The organism is Azospirillum tabaci (genome assembly GCF_014596085.1).
Lineage (GTDB): Bacteria > Pseudomonadota > Alphaproteobacteria > Azospirillales > Azospirillaceae > Azospirillum > Azospirillum tabaci.
In genome coordinates this window covers 62,142-82,057 of the sequence record NZ_JACCJY010000020.1, presented here as the reverse complement: position 1 = coordinate 82,057, position 19,916 = coordinate 62,142, and the positions used below count along the sequence as shown (strand labels likewise).

Sequence of the window (19,916 nt, the reverse complement as noted above, 5' to 3'; positions counted from 1 at the left end):
CCGAACAAGAAGCCCTCTCCCGACCCGGGAGAGGGCTTCTAATGCGACATCAGGGGCCAGAACAGCGCGATCGCCGTCGTGCCCAGCACGATGACGATCAGCGACAGCGGAAGGCCGAGACGTGCGTAATCGCTGAAGCGGTAACCGCCCGGCCCCATGACCAGCGTGTTGCACTGGTGACCGATGGGGGTGAGGAAATCGCAACCCGCCCCCACCGCCACCGCCATCAGGAAGGCGTCGGGCCGCAAGCCCAGATGGTTGGCGAGGCTGGCCGCGATGGGGGCCATCACCAGCACGGTGGCCGCGTTGTTCAGGAAGGGCGTCACCGCCATCGCCGCCACCAGCATCAGGGCCAGCGCCCCGACGGGCGGCAGACCCTGCGCGGCGACGGACAGCCAGCCGGCGATCAGTTCCGTCCCGCCGGTGGTGCGCAGCGCCTCGCTGACCGGGATCAGGGCGCCCAGCAGCACCAGGATCGGCCACTCGATCGATTCATAGGCTTCCTTCAGCGTGACCACCCGCAGCGCCGTCATGGCGACCGCGGCGCCGAAGAAGGCCAGCGTCACCGGCACGAGGCTCGTCGCCACGAGCCCGATGGTCACCGCCATCACGGCCAGCGCGATCCGCCGCTTGCGCCGCCGCCCGATGGACAGATTGCGCTCCGCCAGCGGCAGGCAACCGAGTTCGTTCAGCGTGTCCGACAGCCCCGCCGCCCGCGCCTGAAGCACCACCAGATCGCCCGGCTGGAAACGGACGCGGCGCAGCCGCTGACGGATCGGCCGCCCACGCCGGCTGAGGGCCAGCAGGTTGGCGCCGTAGCGCTCCCGCAGTTCCACATCCTCCACGTTGCTGCCGATCAGGGGGGAGCGCGGCTCCACCACCGCCTCGAGGACCGCCAGATCCTCGTCGCTCTGCACCCCTTCCAGCTCCTTCTCGTGCATCAGCTCCAGGCCGGCGTGCTTCACGAGGTCGCCCAGCGCCTGGGTATCGGCCTCCAGCACCAGCACGTCGCCCGGCAGCAGCACCCAATGGCCGGACGGGATGTAGCGGCGATGCCGCTCGCGGATGATCGCCGCGACCGTCACGTCGCCCTCGCCATAGGCTTCCAGGTCGGCGACCGTCTTGCCGACGAAGGGCGACTTCTCCGGCAGCAGCGCCTCCGCCGTGTAGTCGTCGATGGAGAAGCCCCCCGCGCTGCCCGAGGCCGCCTGACGACCGGTGGGCAAAAGGCGGTAGCCGACCGTCAGGAAGGCCACCCCCGCCACCGCGACGATCAGCCCGACCGGCGTGAAGTCGAACATGCCGAAAGGTTCGCCCACCATCTCGCTGCGCACGCGGCTGACGATGATGTTGGGGGAGGTGCCGACCAGCGTCATCAGGCCGCCCAGCAACGAGCCGAAGGCCATGGGCATCAGCAGCGCCGACACATTCGTCCCGTTGCGCCGCGCCACCTGCATGGCGATGGGCATGAAGATGGCGAGCGCCCCGATGTTCTTGACCACCGCGGACAGCAGCGTCACCGCCCCGGTCAGCACGATGATCTGCGCCGGCACGGTCTTCATGCGGGCGCTGAGGGGGCGCATCACCTCCTCGACGATGCCGGAGCGGCCGACCGCCGCACTGACGACCAACGCGGAGCCGACGATGATGACGATGTCGTCGGAGAAGCCGTTGAAAGCGTCCTTTGGTTTGACGATCCCGACGGCCACCGCCGCCAGCAGCGCCAGCATGGCGACGAGATCGTAACGCAGCTTGTCCCAGATCAGCAGCGCGATCACCGCGCCGATGATGCCGAAGGCGAGTCCCTGGTCGAGCGTCATGCAGCCCTTTTTTTTGGGGGATTGTTGGTGCGTCGTTATTGGGATTTGCCGGATTGGGAGCCCGAGGGAGCCGCGTCGCGCCCCTTGCCGGTCCCGCTGGAGCCGGTGTTGGAGTTCGACGGGGAACGGGCGTTCCGGACGAGTTCGCCGCAGTGTGGCTGCTCGTCACTGCCTGGGTCAAGAAAAGGCAGGACGCTGGCCAGCGGCGTCAGCAGGACGCCCAGGGCCACCGCGGCGGCACCACGGGCCGCCGACTCCGTCGCGTTCACGCCGATGTCCGGGGATCCCAGCGTGCCGCGCACATGGACAGGGACATGGGTGGCGAAGATCTGGGGGCTCTTGGCCCGCCCCAGCACGGTCATGTCCACCGCCTCGCTGCGCAGGTTGATCGTGCCTTCCGCCGTCACCAGCGTTTCCGGCGTGTCGAGCACCAGCGCGCGGCTTTCCACCAGCCCGTTCTTCACCGTCACGTCGGCGACCAGGCAGTTGAAGGGCAAGGGCCGGTCGCCGGACAGCACCACGCCCAGCGTTTCCAGGATGTTGGTCTTCAGTCCCTTGACCGCGTAGCTGGTGATCCGCCCGCCGTCCACCGCGACGCCCAGCTTGCCGTCGGAGGCGCCCAGGATGTTGGCGACGGTGGTCCCCTGCCCCTTCAGCTGGATGCGCCCGCTGGCCGTGCCGCCCATCTCCTGCGCGAAAGCCGTCTCGCGGAACAGGCGGGCCAGCTTGATCTGCCGGATATCCAGATTCACGTCCAGCGCCGGGGTCTTGCGGCCACCGTCCAGCACCGCCGTGCCGGCCACCCGACCGCCGCCGACGCCGAGCGACAGCGGGTCGAGCACCAGCCGCCCGTTCTCCAGCTTGGCCCGCGCGTCGAGATCGTCCAGCGTGGAGAAGGGCGCCTCCACATGCTCGCCGCGGAACTTCACGTCCATGTCGGCGGTGCGCAGCTTCTCCAGCGGAACCTCGGTGGCCGGGATGATCCGCTCCCGCCCCTTGGTCGGGTAGTCGCCGCGGCCTTCCGGCGAGGCGCCGATGAAGCCCGCCAGATCGACCGCTGCCAGCTTCCGCGAGGTCAGGTCACCGGTGATCCGCGGGCGCTCGCCGCCCAGATCCACCGCCACCTGCCCGGACAGGTCGCTTTCCCCCACCTTGCCGTTCATTCCCTCGAACCGCCAGACGTCGCCCTCGCGGCCGAGATGGCCGGAGATGGCGTAGGGCCGCGTCGTCGGCACGGGAATGCCCAGGATCGGAAAGACGTCGGCCAGATCGTCGCCGCGCAGGTCCACCGACAGGTCGACGCCCTGGAGCAGCACCGGTTCGGCGATGGAGCCCTCGATCTTGCCGCGGGTTTTGCCGATGGCGGTCTCGACCCGCAGGGGATAGGGTTTGGGATCGTCGCGCAGATACTCCAGCGAACCGCCCGCCGCCGTCAGGGTGAAGGGCTTTCCGGCGAAGTCTCCCTTGCCTTCGAGCCGGACCTCCTGGTCGCCGTTGCCGCCGACCGCGGTGTTGACGCCGCTGTCGATGTCGATCTTGCGGATCGGGTCGCGGAAGCGCAGGCGCCCCTCCTCGACCACGAGCGTCTCGATGATCGGCAGGTCGTTGCGGTCTTCCGGCTTGACCGTCTCCTTCGCCGCCTCCTTGCGCGGGTCCGGCCCGAAGGCCCAGTTGGCCGCGCCCTCCCGGTTCTTCTCCAGAAGCAGCTTGGGACCGGTAAGGCGGATTTCCGGAAACTCGAAGTCACCGCGCAGCAGCGGCCAAACGCGAAGCTGGAGGTCCAGCACCCGCAGTTCCGCCATCGTCCTGTCGTCGCTCCAGTCGGCGTTGGCGACGCGCAAGCCTTCGACACGGATGCGCAGCGGATCGCCCAACTGAACGTTGAGATCGCCGTCAATGGCGACCTCGCGGTTCAGCGCCTTGGACGCCTGCCGGGCGATGAAGCCGCGGGCGTCGTTCCAGTCGAAGACGGCCAAGGCGATGCCGACGCCCGCCGCCACGGTCACCACCAGCCCCAAAAGGCCATAACCGATCCATTTCACCACGGCCATCCGCCGCGCCCCCCCTGCTTGCTCCGCACCCTCTGGCTAAATAACGGGCAAAAGACCGGCAGCGTGACGCCTTACCTCCAAAGGGCAGAAGAGAGGCGGATCTTGCGCGGATTTAACGAAAAATTGAAAGAATCATGCTACGGGTGGTACCGTGCCGATTTCCACTTTCCTCCCGACCCGAGAACCATGCGTTCACTTACGAATTTTGCTCCCTCCACCTTCGAGGAGCGCGGCGCCGCCGTGGCCTTCACCACCCCGGTGCTGGCGCAGACGCGGGTGCGCAAGGATGACCGGGATAAGCTGGAGGTTCTGATTCCCAACCTCTCGGATGGGCACGGCGTCTATGTGGTGCCGTGGAAGGGGTTGCCGCTCGCCTTCCCGATGACGGTCCACGACCGCATGTTGCAGGACCTGATCCGCAAGGGAGACGGCTGCTCCCCGGACGACATCCGCAAGGCGGTGCTCCAGGCGGCACGCTGCGGCCTCGCCGGTCCGCTGGCCGTGGAGGCGGCGGAGGCCGCTCTGCGCGACGAGGACGAACAGCGGCTGCTCATCAATTACCAGCTCATCGTCGAGGTGCTGAAGGCGGTCGGGCTCGAATCCACGGACATCCTGCGCGCCGGGCTCGGCTCCGAGAAGGGGGAGCACCTGACCCGCAGCTACATGACCAAGGCCGCGCAGAGCCTTGCCCTGGAACCGACCGAGCTTTACGCGCGGGTGGCGGAGCTGGCGACCTTCATGGAACCGGTGGGCATCGCCACCTCACCCAGACCGGCGCGGCTGCGCCGTCTGGCGCGCGACCTGCTGCAGTTCCGCGACAGCATGACCGACTGGGTGAACGGCAACGTGTCGGAGGCCGCCCCCATCGGCACCTTCTGCGCCGAGGTGGCGGAGCACACGCTCAATCAGGTCCGCAACGTGGTGAACCAGCTCGACCAGTCGGTCGCCGCCTTCGAACTGCTGCTGCGCCAGTGGGACACCAAGCGCACGCTGGTGCGGAAGTCGACCACCCGGCTGTCCTGGCTGCTCGACGGCTGGGACTTCATCATCACGAGCTGGGCGGAGGCCCAGACCCGGAGCAAGCACGAGCAGGACATGGCCGTGCACGAGCTGTTCCGCGTCCTGCCCCTGCTGCCCAAGGACGAGGAGAAGTCCGATCACGCGCTGCTGGCCGACGGGCTGCTGGCCGCGAACCGCCGCACGGTGCGCGCCTATGTGGACTGGCGCAGCGGCCAGCTCGACATGGACCTCGTGATGCGGATCGAGGCGATCAAGGGGAAGGCGGCCTGACCATGACCACGGACCCCAAGGCCCTCCTCAGCCTCGGCACCAAGCTTCTGGACATCGACGAGGCCCGCTTCCGGCAGGTGGTCGATTTGCTGCAGCAGATCGGGGACCATCCCGAGGTGCAGCACACCTTCTCGCTGATCCGCCCGCGTCTGGCGGAGGTGCGGCCCAAGCGGCGCGCGACCTTCAAGCGGCTGTTCTGTGAACCGTTCGAGGACATGTTCCAGCTTCCCGGCGGCGATCAGCCCGCGCCTTTGAACAAGGTGGACCGCGGGGTGGTCAACGCCCTGTGGCCGCTGGTGGAGGCCCACATCGGCAAGGAGCGGCTGCGCGGCGTCGCCGGCGCGCTGGGCGACGGGGCGTCGCGGGCGGAGCCGGCCCGCGCCTTCTGGTCCATGGCCGCCGCCGCCGTGGCCGACATCCTTGAGCAGACGGAAACCGGGCGCTTCGCCGACGATCTGGGGCTGCGGCTGAACCCCGACCGCGTCCGCACCATCGAGGACATCGCCCGCATCCTGACCATCGCCCAGCCGGTGGCCGAGCTGAAGGCCGTCCTGTCGCCCAAGCCGATCCAGAAGCTGCACAAGGATCATCTGGACGGCATCCAGGCCATCGGGCGGCAGGTCGCGCGTGGGCGGCCCGAGGCGCTGAAGCTGTTCATCCTGCTGGCCGCGGTCCGCCTGTCCGACCCGTCGATCCTGCTCGGCAGCCTGTGGGACATGGATCTGGGCCAGAAGTCCAGCGATCGCGCCGCCCTGTTCCTGGATCTCAGCGGCACGGTGGTGGCGCAGATCGAGGAGCGGTCGCGTAGCGTCGCCTCTGCCGCCGGCGGCACGGTGGACCGCATGGCCGCCGCGAACCTCGCGGTCGATCTGGTGGCCAGCCTGGAGGCCACGCGCAACGCCATGGAGCACAGCCGCAACAAGGACTTCGACCAGCGGCTGAAGATCATCCGGAACTCCGTGCACGAGCTGGTGCGCACCCAAGTGCTCGACGGGGCGGACGCCGAAATCCTCTCCGCGGTGGAGACCCTGGCTCCCGGTGCCGACACCGCGCGGATGGTTCAGGCCGAGAATCAGGCCCGCGCCCTGCGCAAATGCTCGACCATCGCCGACACGCTGGGCCTGCGCGGCGAGTTGAAGAGCGTGACCCAGCAGGCCACCGCCTCCCTGACCGGCACGGCGCGGCAGTCGCTGGCCGATGGCATCGGCGACGCGCGGACCGGCTACACCGCCATCCGCATGATCGAGCTGATTGCCGGACCGGCGGAGGCGAACCAAGTCATGGACGACATCCTGAGAGGTGACCGCCACTGAGGGACGCCGGGGAGATCGCATGACGCGTCGCGCAGGCTATGTCGGCTGGGCGCTGCCGGAGGCGGAGCGCGCCCGTCTGCTGGCGCTGTTCCCGGCGCGCTACGCCCGCGCCGTCGCCCATCACGTCACGCTGGCCCACGGCGTCGGGGCACGGCATCCGCTGCCCACGGAGCGTGAGGGGACCGTTGTCGGCCTGGCGGATGACGGGGACGGCGTGCAGGCCCTCGTGGTCGCCATCGCCGGGACGACCGGCCGGCCGGGCGGCGGGACCTTTCACGTCACTTGGTCGCTGGGGCCGGGCCGCCGCGCGGTGGAGTCGAACGCGGTGATCGCCCGCCTCGGCTGGACCCCGGTGGAGCCCGTCGCCGTCCGGCTGGAGCCGCGCTTCTTCCCTTTCTAGGCGCCCTTTTCTACGCGCCGGGGCCGCCGCTGGCGTTGGCCTCCGCCGCAGCGCCGCGGTTCAGCGCCTGCTCGCGGTGGAAGACGAACAGACCGCTGCCGATGATGAGCAGCGCGCCCACGATGATGCGCAGGGTTGGTGCCGTGCCCCAGACCAGCAGGTCCAGCACCACCGCCCAGATGATCGACACATACTGGAACGGCACCACGACCGCCGCCGGGCTGAGCTGGAGCGAGCGGTTCATCGCCGCGTGCCCCGCCAGCGCCGTGACGCCCAGCGCGCCCAGCAGCAGGAAGTCCAGCCCCGGCGGCGGCACCCAGACCAGCGGCAGCGCCGCCCCGCCGAGCAGGCCGGTGCCGAAGGTCTGGAAGCTGACCAGCGACAGGTTGCTCGAATCGCGCAGCAGCCGGGTGGAGATCAGGCCGGTGGAGAAGACTAACGTGCCGAACAGGGCGACCAGCGACGGCACCGCGTCGAACTGGCCCGTGGGGTTCAGCACGATCACCACCCCCGCGAAGCCGACGACCACCGCGGCCCAGCGGCGCCATCCCACCTTCTCGCCGAGCAGCGGCACCGACAGGGCGGTGACGATCAGCGGGGCGGCCATGTAGATGGTCATGACGTTGGCGAGCGGCAGCGACCGCACCGCCCAATAGAAGCACGCGACCTCCCCCGCCACGCAGCCGACGCGCAGAAGATGCAACGGCAGCCGCTTCACCGCGAAGACCGAGCGCACCCCCTCGCGCAGGATCAGCGGCGCCAGCAGCATCGCGCCGAACAGGCTGCGGATGGCCAGCAGCATCGCCACCGGATAGTCGGCGACCAGCCATTTGCCGAGCGCGTCGTTGACGGTGAACAGCGACATGCCCAGCAGCATCAGCAGGATGCCCAGGCGGGTGTCGGTGGCGGCGGAGGACGGGGTGGTGACGGGAGTCATCTCGGTTCACGCAAAAAATCCCTCCCCCCGCAAGCAGCGCGGAAGGAGGGATGGGAAAGGGGCGGCAAAATGACGGGTGCGCGCGGTTCAGACCACGCCCTTCTCCCGCAGGGCCGCGATGTCCGCCGCGCATAGGCCCAAAGTCTCCTCCAGCACGGCATCGGTGTGCTGGCCGAGCGTCGGCGGCGCCACCGTATGCTTGATGGGGGTCGCGGAGTAGCGGATCGGGCTCGCCACCGTCGGCACCGTCCCGGCGGTCGGGTGCGGCAGGTCCTGGTGGATGTGGCGGGCCTGGACGTGGGGGTCGGCGAAGACCTGCGACACGTCGTTGATCGGCCCGCAGGGCACGCCCACCGCCTCCAGCGCCGACAGCCAGTCGCGGCTGGTCCGCTGCTCCAGCAGCAGTTCCAGGATCGGCACCAGCTCCTTGCGGTTGGCGACGCGGGCCGGGTTGGTGGCGTAGCGCGGGTCCTGCGCCAGTTCCGGACGCCCGGCGACCTGACAGAACTTGGCGAACTGCCCGTCGTTGCCGACCGCCAGAATGATGTGGCCGTCCAGCGTGGCGAAGGCTTGATAAGGCACGATGTTCGGGTGCGCGTTGCCCAGCCGCTGCGGCGCCTTGCCGCCGACCAGATAGTTCATGGCCTGGTTCGCCAGCACCGCCACCTGCACGTCGAGCAGGGCGAGATTCACCCACTGCCCTTCCCCCGTCCGGTCGCGGTGGGCCAGCGCGCCGAGCACGCCGATGGTGGCGTAGAGCCCGGTGAAGACGTCGGTGACCGCGACGCCGACCTTGACCGGCCCGCCGCCCGCCTCGGCGTCCGGCTGGCCGGTGATGCTCATCAGCCCCCCCATGCCCTGGATCATGAAATCGTAGCCGGCGCGCTTGGCGTAGGGGCCGTCCTGCCCGAATCCGGTGATCGAGCAGTAGACGAGGCCGGGGTTGATCGCCTTCAGGCTGTCATAGTCCAGCCCGTACTTGACCAACCCGCCGACCTTGAAGTTCTCGATGACGACGTCGGCCTGGGCGGCCAGCTTGCGCACCAGCTCCTGGCCTTCCGGGCGCTCGAAGTCGATGGTGATCGACCGCTTGCCGCGGTTGGTGGAGAGGAAATAGGCCGACTCCTCCCCGGCCCAGGGAGGACCCCAGGCGCGCGTGTCGTCGCCGGCGCCGGGCCGTTCGACCTTGATGACGTCGGCGCCGAGATCGGCCAGCGTCTGCGCCGCCCACGGCCCGGCGAGCACGCGGGAGAGTTCCAGGACACGGACATGGGAAAGCGGGCCGGGCATGGTGGGGTCCTTATGGAAAAGCGCCTCATTCCCTCTCCCGTCCCGGGAGAGGGTGCCCGCGTCAGCGGGCGGGTGAGGGTCGGACGAGGATCGTCGCGCTGATCCTTGGCGGCACCCTCACCCTTCCCACGCCGGGGGGCGTGGGCCCCTTCCCTCTCCCGAGGCGGGAGAGGGACAACATCACCTCACGCGAAGGCCTGGATGCCGGTGATGGCGCGGCCCAGGATCAGGGCATGGATGTCGTGCGTGCCCTCGTAGGTGTTCACCGCCTCCAGATTCATCACGTGGCGGATGACGTGGAACTCGTCGGCGATGCCGTTGCCGCCGTGCATGTCACGGGCGACGCGGGCGATCTCCAGGGCCTTGCCGCAGTTGTTGCGCTTGATGAGCGAGATCATCTCCGGCGCCGCCTTGCCGGCGTCGAGCAGACGCCCGACCTGCAGCGCGGCCTGGAGGCCGAGCGCAATCTCCGTCTGCATGTTGGCGAGCTTGAGCTGCGGGATCTGGTTCGCGGCCAGCGGACGGCCGAACTGCTTGCGGTCGATCTGGTACTGGCGGGCGGCGTGGAAGCAGAACTCCGCGGCGCCCATGGCGCCCCAGGCAATGCCGTAGCGGGCGCGGTTCAGGCAGCCGAACGGGCCGACGATGCCCTCGATGTTCGGCAGGCGGTTCTCCTCCGGCACGAACACCTCGTCCATGACGATCTCGCCGGTGGCCGAGGCGCGGAGCGAGAACTTGCCCTCGATCTTCGGCGCCGACAGGCCCTTCATGCCCTTCTCGAGCACAAAGCCGTTGATCTTGCCCTCGTCGTTCTTCGCCCAGACGACAAAGACGTCGGCGACCGGCGAGTTGGTGATCCACATCTTCGCGCCGCTGACGATGTAGCCGTCCGCGACTTTCTTCGCGCGGGTCTTCATGCCGGCGGGGTCGGAACCGGCGTCCGGCTCGGTCAGGCCGAAGCAGCCGATCCACTCGCCGGTGGCGAGCTTCGGCAGGTACTTCTCGCGCTGGGCCTCGCTGCCGTAGGCGTAGATCGGGTGCATGACCAGCGAGGACTGCACCGACATGGCGGAGCGGTAGCCGCTGTCCACCCGCTCGACCTCGCGGGCGACCAGACCGTAGGAGACATAGTTGACCCCGGCGCAGCCGTAGCCGTCGATCGTCGAGCCGAGGAAGCCCAGCTCGCCCATCTCGTTCATGATCTCGCGGTGGAAGATCTCGTGCCGGTTGGCCTCGGTCACGCGCGGCAGCAGCTTGTCCTGGCAATAGCTGCGCGCGGCGTCGCGGATCATCCGCTCGTCCTCGGTCAGCTGCTCGTCGAGGAGCAGCGGGTCCTCCCAGGCGAAGGAAGCGAGCTTGGCGGAGGCGGCTCCGGTCTTGGCGGCCATGTTTGAAATCTCCCTAGGTCCGATGCGCCACAACATGGCGCGGTCGCTTTCATGGTTCAAATACATTTATCAGGGGACTTTAATATGATCCTCATATAAGACACTGGCATGGACCTGCGCCATCTCCGCCATTTCGTTGCCGTCGCCGAAGAGCTGCATTTCAGCCGCGCCGCCGCCCGGCTGGGCATCGGGCAGCCGCCGCTCAGCCAGTCGATCCAGGCGCTGGAGGCCGAGCTGGGCGCCCGCCTGTTCGAGCGCACCAAGCGCCGGGTGGAACTGACCGAGCCGGGCCAGCTCCTGCTGGGCGAGGCGCGGGAGATCCTGGCGCGGGCGGAGCGCGCCGCCGTGCTGACCCGCCGCGCCGCCAAGGGCGAGGTCGGCGAGCTGCGCGTCGGCTTCACCGCGGCGGCTCCCTTCCTGCCGATGGTGCCGTGGATCATCGACGCCTACCGCCGCGCCCATCCCGACGTGCATCTGACCCTGGTCGAGCTGCCGTCCAAGCAGCAGTTGACGGCGCTGGCCGACCGCCGCCTCGACGTCGGCTTCATCCGCGAGCCGCGCTTCGTCCCCGATCCCGAGTCCTTCCGCTTCCACGACGTGGTGCGGGAGCCGCTGCTGGCGGTGATGCGCGCCGACCATCCGCTGGCCGGGCGGGAGGTCGTGCCGCTGGCTGCATTGCGCGACGAGCCCTTCGTCTTCTACCCCGCCGATTTCGGCACCAGCACGCACGAGCAGGTCTTCGCGCTGTGCGCCGCCGCCGGATTCCGTCCCAACGTGACCCAGGACGCACGCGAGGCCTTCACCATCATCGGGCTGATCGCCGCCGGGCTGGGCGTGTCGATTCTGCCCGGCCAGCTTCGGCAGGTGGCGTTGGAGGGGGTGGTGTACCGGCCGCTCGACACGCCGGACGCCGTCACCACCCTGCAATTGGCTCAACGGAGCAACGAAAGTTCGCCACTGGTGAAAAAATTCACCGGCCTCGTGGAGCGGATCGTTCCTTTTGTTCCGCCCATTCCCGGCGCGTGACCGGCGACTCGGGAAAAATCGCCCGTCCGGACCCTGAACCTCCCAAAGTCTGGGTTTTCAAGCGGTCAAGGAAGGAGCAAACTCCCGTTCAAACCGCGTGCACGGCCTTCGCAGATGCACAAAATTTCGCCAGACCGATGCCGAACCGTTGAATTGATCACAACGCGAGCATCGGGCTTGTCGAATTTATTAAACGGGTATACCGTCTGACCCATTGCATAGGTCCTGTGTCGGGAACGCAACCCTGGCCCTGGACTGCGCTCGGGACACCTCGGACGGGGGGAGGATGATGGACGGCGGCATGGTCACGACCGCACAGGCACTGGTGCGCTTCGTCGGGGTCCAGAAGACCTATGACGGCGAGCACCTCGTGGTGAAGAACCTCGACCTCGACATCAAGAAGGGCGAGTTCGTCACCCTGCTCGGCCCTTCGGGCTCGGGCAAGACGACCACGCTGATGATGCTGGCCGGCTTCGAGGTCCCCACCCATGGCGAGATCTATCTCGCCGACCGGCCGATCAAGAACATGCCGCCGCACAAGCGCGACATCGGCATGGTCTTCCAGAACTACGCGCTGTTCCCCCACCTGACGATCGAGGAGAACGTCGCCTTCCCGCTGACCGTGCGCAAGATGCCGCGGTCCGAGGTGAAGGAGCGGGTGCGGTCGGCGCTGCGCATGATCAAGCTGGAGAACTTGGCGCACCGCCATCCCGGCCAGCTGTCGGGCGGCCAGCAGCAGCGCGTGGCGCTCGCCCGCGCGCTGGTCTTCAACCCGCAGCTCGTCCTGATGGACGAGCCGCTTGGCGCGCTGGACAAGCGTCTGCGCGAGCACATGCAGCTCGAGATCAAGCAGTTGCACGAGACGATGGGCATCACCGTCGTCTACGTCACGCACGACCAGAGCGAGGCGCTGACCATGTCGGACCGCATCGCGGTGTTCAACGACGGCATCGTGCAGCAGATCGACAAGCCGGACGCGCTGTACGAACGCCCGGTCAACAGCTTCGTCGCCAACTTCATCGGCGAGAACAACGTGCTGGCCGGCACCGTCGAGAATATTGAACAGGGCTTCTGCCGGGTGGCGCTGGCTTCGGGCGGTTCGGTCGTGGCCCAGGCGGTCAACGTCGCCGGTGCGGGTGCCGCCACCGCGCTGTCGGTCCGGCCGGAGCGCATCAGCATCCTGACCGACGGGCACGCCCCGGACGGCATGAACGCCCTGCCCGCCCAGGTGCAGGACACCATCTATCTCGGCGACCACGCGCTGGCCGTGCTGAAGGTCGCCGGCAACGGGGAATTCATGGTCAAGCTGCCGCCGGGCGCCCACGCGGGCCTCAGCCACGGCCAGAGCGTGTCCATCGGCTTCCGCCCCGAGGACTGCCGGGCGCTCGATCCCGTGTGATCGGCCGCACCCGTCCGTCCGGTCTCTCCGGGAGGGGGGACCGGGGGCGCGCAACACCTCCTGACGCAACCACGCATAATGAAGGAACGGGGACGATGTCGAAGCTTAAGGTGGCAGTTGGGTTCCTTGCGACGTTCACCGCCGGTGTGGCGCTGGCCACCGCCGCGCAGGCCCGCGACCTGACGGTCGTGTCCTGGGGCGGCGCCTATCAGGAAGCCCAGAAGAAGGTCTATTTCGAGCCGTTCAAGAAGGCCGGCACCCCGATGAACGACGAGGCCTGGGACGGCGGCATCGGCGTGCTGCGCGCCAAGGTCCAGGGCGGTGCGGCGACCTGGGACGTCGTCCAGGTGGAAAGCGAGGAGCTGGCCGTCGGTTGTGAAGAGGGCCTGTTCGAGACGATGGAGTTCAACAGGATCGGCGGCGAGCAGGCCTACCTGCCGCAGACCGTCGATGCCTGCGGCGTCGGCGCGATCGTGTACGATTTCGTGCTCGGCTACGACAAGGACAAGCTGAAGGACGCGCCGAAGAGCTGGGCCGACTTCTTCGACACCAAGAAGTATCCGGGCAAGCGCGGCCTGCGCCAGGGCGCCAAGACCACCCTGGAGATCGCCCTGATGGCCGACGGCGTCGCGCCGAAGGACGTCTACAAGGTTCTGGGCACCGAAGAGGGTCTGGAGCGCGCCTTCAAGAAGCTGGACACCATCAAGAACGACATCGTCTGGTGGAAGGCCGGCGCCCAGCCGCCGCAGCTGCTGGCCTCGGGCGAGGTGGTGATGACCTCGGTCTACAACGGCCGCATCGACGCCGCCAACAAGGCGGAGAAGAAGAACTTCGGCATGGTGTGGAACGGCGCGCTCTACACCATCGACAGCTGGGTGATCCTGAAGGGCAGCCCGAACAAGGAAGCCGCCTACAAGTTCCTCGACTTCGTCGGCAAGGCGGAGAACCAGGCCAAGCTGTCCGAGAACATCGCCTACGGCACCTCCAACAAGGATGCCCCGTCCAAGCTGGCCCCGGCCGTCCTGAAGGACCTGCCGACCGCTCCGGAGAACATGAAGAACGCGGTCGAGATCAGCGTGCCCTTCTGGCTGGAGAACATCGACCGCCTGACCGAGCGCTTCAACAAGTGGGCGGCGAAGTAAGCCGCTTCAGTCTCTGATTGGTTGCGACGGGCCCCCACCCTAACCCTCCCCCGCGTCAGCTGGGAAGGCCGGGGTGAGGGCCCACCTCGACCACCCTACACACGTCTCTACCGCATTTTCGAAATAGGCCGCCCATGACAGCCGCGTTCGTCGCCGGCGCCGATGCGTCGTCCGAGGTGCCTCTCAAGCGCCGCCTGAAACGGGCGGAGCGGACGCGCCGGCTCAAGGCCCTGGCGCTGATCCTGCCGCTCCTCCTCTTCCTGCTCTTCACCTTCCTCGGTCCCATCGCCGGCATGCTCTGGCGGTCGGTCGACGACTGGGAGGTGCGTCAGGTCCTGCCCCACACCGTCGCGGCCCTGGCCGACTGGGACGGCAAGGACGTTCCGGGCGAGCCGGCCTTCGCCGCGCTGGCGGGCGACATCCGCACGGCGCGCGACGCCGGCACCGTCGCCATCGCGTCCAAGCGGCTGAACTACGCGCTGAACGGCTTCCGCACCATCATGGCGGGCACCGCGCGCAACCTGAAGACGCTGCCGGAACCCGGCACCGCCAAGGACACGCTGATCGGCATCAACCCGGCCTGGGGCGAACGCGCCACCTGGGCGGCGATCAAGGGCGCCAGCGGGCCGCTCACCAGCTTCTACCTGCTGGGCGCGCTGGACCTGACGCGCAACGTGGACGGCGCCATCGTCGCCGCCCCCGAGGAGCAGGCGATCTACCGCGACGTCTTCGGGCGCACCTTCACCATCAGCTTGGGCGTCACGGTCCTCTGCCTGGTCCTGGGCTTCCCGGTCGCCTACATGCTGGCGACGCTGCCCACGGGCCAGTCGAACATGCTGATGATCTTCGTGCTGCTGCCCTTCTGGACCTCGCTTCTGGTGCGCACCTGCGCCTGGATCGTCGTGCTGCAGAGCGAGGGCATCGTCAACGACAGCCTGCGCTGGATCGGCCTGATCGACGAGCCGCTGCGGCTGATCTACAACCGCTTCGGCGTCTATGTGGCGATGACGCACGTGCTGCTGCCCTTCATGATCCTGCCGCTCTACAGCAGCATGCGCTCGATCTCCCCGGCCTACATGCGGGCCGCGGCGTCGCTCGGCGCCTCGCCGGTCACCGCCTTCCTGCGCATCTACCTGCCGCAGACCGTGCCCGGCATCGGGGCGGGCAGCCTGCTCGTCTTCATCCTGGCCATCGGCTACTACATCACGCCGGCCCTGGTGGGCGGTGCCGCCGACCAGATGATCAGCTACTTCATCGCCTTCTACACGACGGAAACCGTCAACTGGGGTCTGGCCTCGGCGCTGGGTGCTGTGCTTCTGCTCGCCACGCTGCTGCTGGCTGTCGTCTATGGAAAGCTGGTCCACGGCCAGCAGGTCACGGGAGGGATGAAGAATTGAGCGACAACCATTCCCCCCGGACCGCCAGCCAGCGCATCGCCTGGATCACCACCGTGGTCGTCGCGTCGCTGGTGCTGGTCTTCCTGATGGCGCCGATCCTGGCGATCATGCCGCTGTCCTTCAGCTCCGGCTCCTACCTGACCTACCCGCTGCCGGGCCTGTCGCTGCGCTGGTACGAGGATTTCCTGAACTCCCCGCGCTGGGTGTCGTCGCTGAAGAACAGCGTCATCATCGGGGTGGCCTCGACCATCCTGTCGATGGTGCTGGGCACGCTGGCGTCGCTCGGCCTCGCCCAGTGGAAGAGCAAGTTCAAGCCGCTGGTGCTGGCCATCGTGCTGTCGCCGGTCGTGGTGCCCGGCGTGATCACCGCGGTCGGCCTGTATTTCTTCTTCGCGCCGCTGGGCCTGACCGGCAGCTACGCCGGTCTGATCCTGGCGCACACCGCGCTGTCCACGCCCTTCGTGGTCATCACGGTCAGCGCGACGCTGCAGAGCTTCGACATGAATCTGGCGCGGGCCGCCGCCTCGCTCGGCGCCTCGCCCCTCTACGCCTTCCGCCGGGTGATCCTGCCGCTGATCCTGCCTGGTCTGGCGTCGGGCGCCCTGTTCGCCTTCGCCACCAGCTTCGACGAGGTGGTGGTGGTGCTGTTCATGGCGGGACCGGAGCAGCGCACCCTGCCCCGCGAGATGTTCAGCGGCATCCGCGAGAACATCAGCCCGACCATCACGGCGGCGGCGGTGATCCTGACGACCATCTCGGTCATCCTGCTCGCCACGCTGGAGGCGCTGCGCCGGCGCAACGAGCGGCTGAAGGGCAACCTGCGCTGACCTGAACAAGCCGGGCGGTCCCGATGGGCGGCCCGGCCCTTCCTCAAATCCGGTGGAGTGATGTCACAGGTACGGCGGGGTGCAGGCGCTGATGATTTCGCATTCCTCGTCGCCAAGGTTGCGGAAGCGGTGCGGGATGCGGCTGTCGAAGAGATAGGCGTCGCCGGGGCCAAGGATCTCCTTGCGGTCGCCGACCGTCAGCTCGATCCGGCCCTTGATGACGATGCCGCCCTCCTCCGATTCGTGCTGGAGCATGGTGCGGCCGCCGGTGTCGGCGCCGGGGGCGTACTTCTCGTGCAGCACCTGGAGGTTGCGGCCGCGCAGGTCGCCCACCTGCCGGAAGGAGATGGAGCCGACCCGGCTCTTCACCAACCCGGTCAGCTCGACCAGATCGCCGCCCTTGAAGAAGATCTGCTCGCGCGGCGGCAGGTCGTCGGAGGAGAAGAACTCCGCCAGGGTCATCGGAATGCCCTGGAGAACCTTGCGCAGCGAGGACACGGACGGGCTGCACCGGTTCTGCTCGATCAGCGAGATGGTGCCGTTGGTCACGCCCGCCCGTTGCGCCAACTGACGCTGGGACAGGCCGTGCGCTTCGCGAACCTGCTTCAGGCGCGCGCCCACGTTGAAATCGACAGCGTCCACATCCATGGATCGGTTCCTCGCTCCTGACCGGCAGGCATACCGGATTCGCGTGTGTGCGTCATCAAAAACTCAACACCCGATTAGGGTTGTTTAATTTATTAAACATGGGTACGCTCCCTTCACTTCGCAAATCGAGGCTGAATCCCATGCTGTCGCTGAACGACCAGAGCCTTCTTCGGACACAAGCCTATGTGAACGGCGCGTGGCGTGACGCCTTCTCCGGCAAGACCTTCGCGGTGACCAACCCGGCGACGGGCGAGGAGCTGGCCCGGGTCGCCGACGTCGGCGCGGAAGAGACGCGGCAGGCCATCAACGCCGCCGACGCCGCCCTGCCCGCCTGGCGCGCCAAGACCGCGAAGGAGCGCGCAGCCATCCTGCGCCGCTGGTTCGAGCTGATCATGGCGGCGCAGGAGGATCTGGCCGTCCTGATGACGCTGGAGCAGGGCAAGCCGCTGGCCGAGGCCCGCGGCGAGGTCGCCTACGGCGCCAGCTTCATCGAGTGGTTCGCCGAGGAGGGCAAGCGGGTCTACGGCGACGTGATCCCCAGCTTCGCCGGCAACAAGCGCATCGTCGTCCTGAAGGAGCCGATCGGCGTCGTCGCGGCGATCACCCCCTGGAACTTCCCCAACGCGATGATCACCCGCAAGGTCGGCCCGGCGCTGGCCGCCGGCTGCACCATCGTGGTCAAGCCGGCCGAGGACACCCCGCTGTCCGCCCTGGCGCTGGCCGAGCTGGCCGAGCGCGCCGGCGTCCCGGCCGGGGTGTTTAACATCGTCACCGGGTCCGACCCCGTCGCCATCGGCGGCGAGCTGACCGCCAGCCCGATCGTGCGCAAGCTGTCCTTCACCGGTTCGACCGAGGTCGGCAAGATCCTGATGCGCCAGTCCGCCGACACGGTGAAGAAGGTGTCTCTGGAGCTGGGCGGCAACGCGCCCTTCATCGTGTTCGACGACGCCGACCTGGACGAGGCGGTCAAGGGCGCCTTGGCGTCCAAGTACCGCAACTCCGGCCAGACCTGCGTCTGCGCCAACCGCCTGCTGGTCCAGGCCGGCGTCTACGACGCCTTCGCCGCCAAGCTCGCCGAGGCGGTGAAGCAGATCCGCGTCGGCAACGGCATGGAGGCCGGGGTCACCCAGGGCCCGATGATCAACGGCCAAGCCGTCGAGAAGGTCGAGGAACTGATGGGCGACGCGCTGGCCAAGGGCGCCAAGGTCGCTCTCGGCGGCAAGCGCCACGGCCTGGGCGGCACCTTCTTCGAGCCGACCATTCTGACCGGCGTCACCACCGATATGCGCGTGGCCCGCGAGGAGATCTTCGGCCCGGTGGCCCCGCTGTTCAAGTTCGAGACGGAAGCCGACGCCATCCGCATGGCGAACGACACCGAGTTCGGTCTGGCCGCCTATTTCTACAGCCGGGACATCGGCCGGGTGTGGCGCGTGGCCGAGCAGCTCGAATACGGCATGGTCGGCATCAACGAAGGCATCCTGTCGACCGAGGTCGCGCCGTTCGGCGGCATCAAGCAGTCGGGCATCGGGCGGGAAGGCTCCAAGTACGGCGTGGAGGACTTCCTGGAGATCAAGTACCTGTGCGTCGGCCTGGGCGCCTGACGCCATCCTTTCCAATCGGGGGTTTGAGATGAGCAACCAGTCCTTCCAGGATCGTCGCAACGCCGCCGTTCCGCGCGGCCTCGCCAACGCCATGCCGGTCTATGTCGACCGCGCCGAGAACGCCGAGCTGTGGGACGTCGAGGGCAACCGCTTCATCGACTTCGCGGGCGGCATCGCGGTGCTGAACACCGGCCACCGCCATCCGAAGATCATCGAGGCGGTGAAGGCCCAGCTCGACCGCTTCACCCACACCTGCGCGATGGTCACGCCCTACGAGTCCTTCGTGACCCTGGCGGAGCGGCTGAACGCGCTGGTTCCGGGTTCCACGCCGAAGAAGACCGCCTTCTTCACCACGGGTGCGGAAGCCGTCGAGAACGCCGTGAAGATCGCCCGCGCCCACACGGGCCGTCCGGGCGTGATCGCCTTCTCCGGCGCCTTCCACGGCCGCACGCTGCTGGCGATGGCGCTGACCGGCAAGGTCGTGCCTTACAAGGTCGGCTTCGGTCCCTTCCCGGCCGAGGTCTACCACGCGCCCTTCCCCAACGCCTACCGCGGGGTCAGCGTCCAGGACAGCCTGAAGGCGCTGGAGCAGCTCTTCAAGTCGGACGTGGACGCCACCCGCGTCGCCGCGATCATCGTGGAGCCGGTGCAGGGTGAGGGCGGCTTCAACATCGCCCCGCCGGAGTTCCTCCAGGCCCTGCGCAAGGTCTGCGACGACAATGGCATCCTGCTGATCATCGACGAGATCCAGACCGGCTTCGCCCGCACCGGCAAGATGTTCGCCATCGAACATTCCGGCGTCGAGCCCGACCTTATGACCATGGCGAAGAGCCTGGCCGGCGGTTTCCCGCTGTCGGCGGTCACCGGCAAGGCGGAGATCATGGACGCCCCGATCCCCGGCGGCATCGGCGGCACCTACGCCGGCAGCCCGCTGGCGACCACCGCGGCGCTGGCCGTGCTGGACGTCATCGAGGAGGAGAAGCTGATCCAGCGCTCCAACGACCTGGGCGAGCGCATCGCCGGCCGCTTCCGCAGCATGGCCCAGCGCAACACGCTGTCGGTGATCGGCGACGTGCGCAACTTGGGCGGCATGATCGCCATGGAGCTGGTGAAGGACCGCGGCACCAAGGAGCCGGCGCCGGAGCTGACCAAGGCGCTGGTCGCCAAGGCGGCGGAGAAGGGCCTCGTCTTGCTGTCCTGCGGCACCTACGGCAACGTGATCCGCATCCTGGTTCCGCTGACCGCGTCGGACGCGCTGGTGGACGAGGGCCTGGACATCATCGAGCGCTCCCTGGAGGAGCTGGTTTCGGCCTGATCCTTTCGCGAAGTCCCCTGACTGCACGCCCTCCTTCCCGCAAGGGGAGGAGGGTTTCTTTTTGTGCGCCCG

Annotated in this window: 16 protein-coding genes; 10 read left to right on the top strand and 6 right to left on the bottom strand. The window is 68.1% G+C overall.

Going from position 1 to position 19,916, the window contains the following annotated elements; all coding sequences use genetic code 11:
• Positions 1-38: 38 nt before the first annotated feature.
• On the bottom strand, positions 39-1,820 hold the full coding sequence (locus H0B54_RS18365; RefSeq protein ID WP_094306913.1) for an SLC13 family permease: 1,782 nt from the start codon (positions 1,818-1,820) through the stop codon (positions 39-41).
• 35 nt (positions 1,821-1,855) lie between these two features.
• Positions 1,856-3,871 carry an AsmA family protein gene (locus H0B54_RS18360; RefSeq protein WP_188261528.1) on the bottom strand — a complete coding sequence of 672 codons (2,016 nt, stop codon included), beginning with the start codon at positions 3,869-3,871 and terminating at the stop codon, positions 1,856-1,858.
• A gap of 186 nt (positions 3,872-4,057) precedes the next feature.
• Between H0B54_RS18360 and H0B54_RS18355 the strand changes: the two genes are divergently transcribed.
• From H0B54_RS18355 to H0B54_RS18345, 3 genes are read left to right on the top strand one after another with little or no spacing between them, the layout of a single operon-like run.
• Entirely contained in the window at positions 4,058-5,161 is a 1,104-nt protein-coding gene (locus tag H0B54_RS18355; protein ID WP_188261527.1) for a hypothetical protein, read from the top strand.
• A 2-nt stretch (positions 5,162-5,163) separates the two neighbouring features.
• Complete coding sequence (locus H0B54_RS18350) at positions 5,164-6,474, top strand: hypothetical protein (protein ID WP_188261526.1); 1,311 nt, start codon at positions 5,164-5,166, stop codon at positions 6,472-6,474.
• Between the two features lie 19 nt (positions 6,475-6,493).
• On the top strand, positions 6,494-6,874 hold the full coding sequence (locus H0B54_RS18345; protein ID WP_188261525.1) for a hypothetical protein: 381 nt from the start codon (positions 6,494-6,496) through the stop codon (positions 6,872-6,874).
• A 10-nt stretch (positions 6,875-6,884) separates the two neighbouring features.
• Here H0B54_RS18345 and H0B54_RS18340 read toward each other — a convergent pair whose 3' ends face one another.
• The 3 genes from H0B54_RS18340 to H0B54_RS18330 all read right to left on the bottom strand — a co-directional run bounded on the left by H0B54_RS18340 (position 6,885) and on the right by H0B54_RS18330 (position 10,489).
• Complete coding sequence (locus H0B54_RS18340; protein WP_109072371.1) at positions 6,885-7,811, bottom strand: DMT family transporter; 927 nt, start codon at positions 7,809-7,811, stop codon at positions 6,885-6,887.
• An 87-nt stretch (positions 7,812-7,898) separates the two neighbouring features.
• Positions 7,899-9,101, bottom strand: a complete 1,203-nt coding sequence (locus H0B54_RS18335) for a CaiB/BaiF CoA transferase family protein (protein WP_188261524.1) — start codon at positions 9,099-9,101, stop codon at positions 7,899-7,901.
• Positions 9,102-9,286: 185 nt separating this feature from the next.
• Positions 9,287-10,489, bottom strand: coding sequence for an acyl-CoA dehydrogenase (locus H0B54_RS18330; protein WP_188261523.1), 1,203 nt, complete (start codon positions 10,487-10,489; stop codon positions 9,287-9,289).
• Positions 10,490-10,597: 108 nt separating this feature from the next.
• On the opposite strand from H0B54_RS18330, the gene H0B54_RS18325 reads away from it, so the two are divergent.
• From H0B54_RS18325 to H0B54_RS18305, 5 genes are all read left to right on the top strand, one after another.
• Positions 10,598-11,515 carry a LysR substrate-binding domain-containing protein gene (locus H0B54_RS18325; protein WP_188261522.1) on the top strand — a complete coding sequence of 306 codons (918 nt, stop codon included), beginning with the start codon at positions 10,598-10,600 and terminating at the stop codon, positions 11,513-11,515.
• A gap of 301 nt (positions 11,516-11,816) precedes the next feature.
• Positions 11,817-12,914: an ABC transporter ATP-binding protein gene (locus H0B54_RS18320; protein ID WP_246472603.1), complete on the top strand. Its 1,098-nt coding sequence runs from the start codon at positions 11,817-11,819 to the stop codon at positions 12,912-12,914.
• Positions 12,915-13,009: 95 nt separating this feature from the next.
• A complete protein-coding gene (locus tag H0B54_RS18315; RefSeq protein WP_188261521.1) occupies positions 13,010-14,056 on the top strand; it encodes an ABC transporter substrate-binding protein in 1,047 nt (348 codons plus the stop codon).
• Between the two features lie 134 nt (positions 14,057-14,190).
• Positions 14,191-15,453: an ABC transporter permease gene (locus tag H0B54_RS18310; protein WP_188261520.1), complete on the top strand. Its 1,263-nt coding sequence runs from the start codon at positions 14,191-14,193 to the stop codon at positions 15,451-15,453.
• Positions 15,450-16,280 (top strand): ABC transporter permease, encoded by an 831-nt coding sequence (locus tag H0B54_RS18305; protein WP_188261519.1) that lies wholly within the window; start codon positions 15,450-15,452, stop codon positions 16,278-16,280. Before H0B54_RS18310 ends, H0B54_RS18305 begins: the two co-directional genes overlap by 4 nt.
• 63 nt (positions 16,281-16,343) lie before the next feature.
• Here the strand turns inward: H0B54_RS18305 and H0B54_RS18300 are convergent, their stop codons facing one another.
• On the bottom strand, positions 16,344-16,928 hold the full coding sequence (locus H0B54_RS18300; RefSeq protein WP_094306922.1) for a cupin domain-containing protein: 585 nt from the start codon (positions 16,926-16,928) through the stop codon (positions 16,344-16,346).
• Between the two features lie 140 nt (positions 16,929-17,068).
• Here H0B54_RS18300 and gabD point away from each other — a divergent pair, with 140 nt between their 5' ends.
• Positions 17,069-18,529: an NADP-dependent succinate-semialdehyde dehydrogenase gene (gene gabD / locus H0B54_RS18295; protein ID WP_175426529.1), complete on the top strand. Its 1,461-nt coding sequence runs from the start codon at positions 17,069-17,071 to the stop codon at positions 18,527-18,529.
• Between the two features lie 28 nt (positions 18,530-18,557).
• Entirely contained in the window at positions 18,558-19,844 is a 1,287-nt protein-coding gene (gene gabT / locus H0B54_RS18290; protein WP_188261518.1) for a 4-aminobutyrate--2-oxoglutarate transaminase, read from the top strand.
• Positions 19,845-19,916 lie beyond the last annotated feature (72 nt).

Coding starts and splice junctions, on each gene's coding strand:
- H0B54_RS18360 (WP_188261528.1), bottom strand. CDS start 3,871: ATGGCCGTGGTGAAATGGATCGGTTATGGCCTTTTGGGGCTGGTGGTG.
- H0B54_RS18345 (WP_188261525.1), top strand. CDS start 6,494: ATGACGCGTCGCGCAGGCTATGTCGGCTGGGCGCTGCCGGAGGCGGAG.
- gabD (WP_175426529.1), top strand. CDS start 17,069: ATGCTGTCGCTGAACGACCAGAGCCTTCTTCGGACACAAGCCTATGTG.
- H0B54_RS18310 (WP_188261520.1), top strand. CDS start 14,191: ATGACAGCCGCGTTCGTCGCCGGCGCCGATGCGTCGTCCGAGGTGCCT.
- H0B54_RS18325 (WP_188261522.1), top strand. CDS start 10,598: ATGGACCTGCGCCATCTCCGCCATTTCGTTGCCGTCGCCGAAGAGCTG.
- H0B54_RS18315 (WP_188261521.1), top strand. CDS start 13,010: ATGTCGAAGCTTAAGGTGGCAGTTGGGTTCCTTGCGACGTTCACCGCC.
- H0B54_RS18365 (WP_094306913.1), bottom strand. CDS start 1,820: ATGACGCTCGACCAGGGACTCGCCTTCGGCATCATCGGCGCGGTGATC.
- H0B54_RS18350 (WP_188261526.1), top strand. CDS start 5,164: ATGACCACGGACCCCAAGGCCCTCCTCAGCCTCGGCACCAAGCTTCTG.
- H0B54_RS18340 (WP_109072371.1), bottom strand. CDS start 7,811: ATGACTCCCGTCACCACCCCGTCCTCCGCCGCCACCGACACCCGCCTG.
- gabT (WP_188261518.1), top strand. CDS start 18,558: ATGAGCAACCAGTCCTTCCAGGATCGTCGCAACGCCGCCGTTCCGCGC.
- H0B54_RS18335 (WP_188261524.1), bottom strand. CDS start 9,101: ATGCCCGGCCCGCTTTCCCATGTCCGTGTCCTGGAACTCTCCCGCGTG.
- H0B54_RS18320 (WP_246472603.1), top strand. CDS start 11,817: ATGGTCACGACCGCACAGGCACTGGTGCGCTTCGTCGGGGTCCAGAAG.
- H0B54_RS18330 (WP_188261523.1), bottom strand. CDS start 10,489: ATGGCCGCCAAGACCGGAGCCGCCTCCGCCAAGCTCGCTTCCTTCGCC.
- H0B54_RS18355 (WP_188261527.1), top strand. CDS start 4,058: ATGCGTTCACTTACGAATTTTGCTCCCTCCACCTTCGAGGAGCGCGGC.
- H0B54_RS18300 (WP_094306922.1), bottom strand. CDS start 16,928: ATGGATGTGGACGCTGTCGATTTCAACGTGGGCGCGCGCCTGAAGCAG.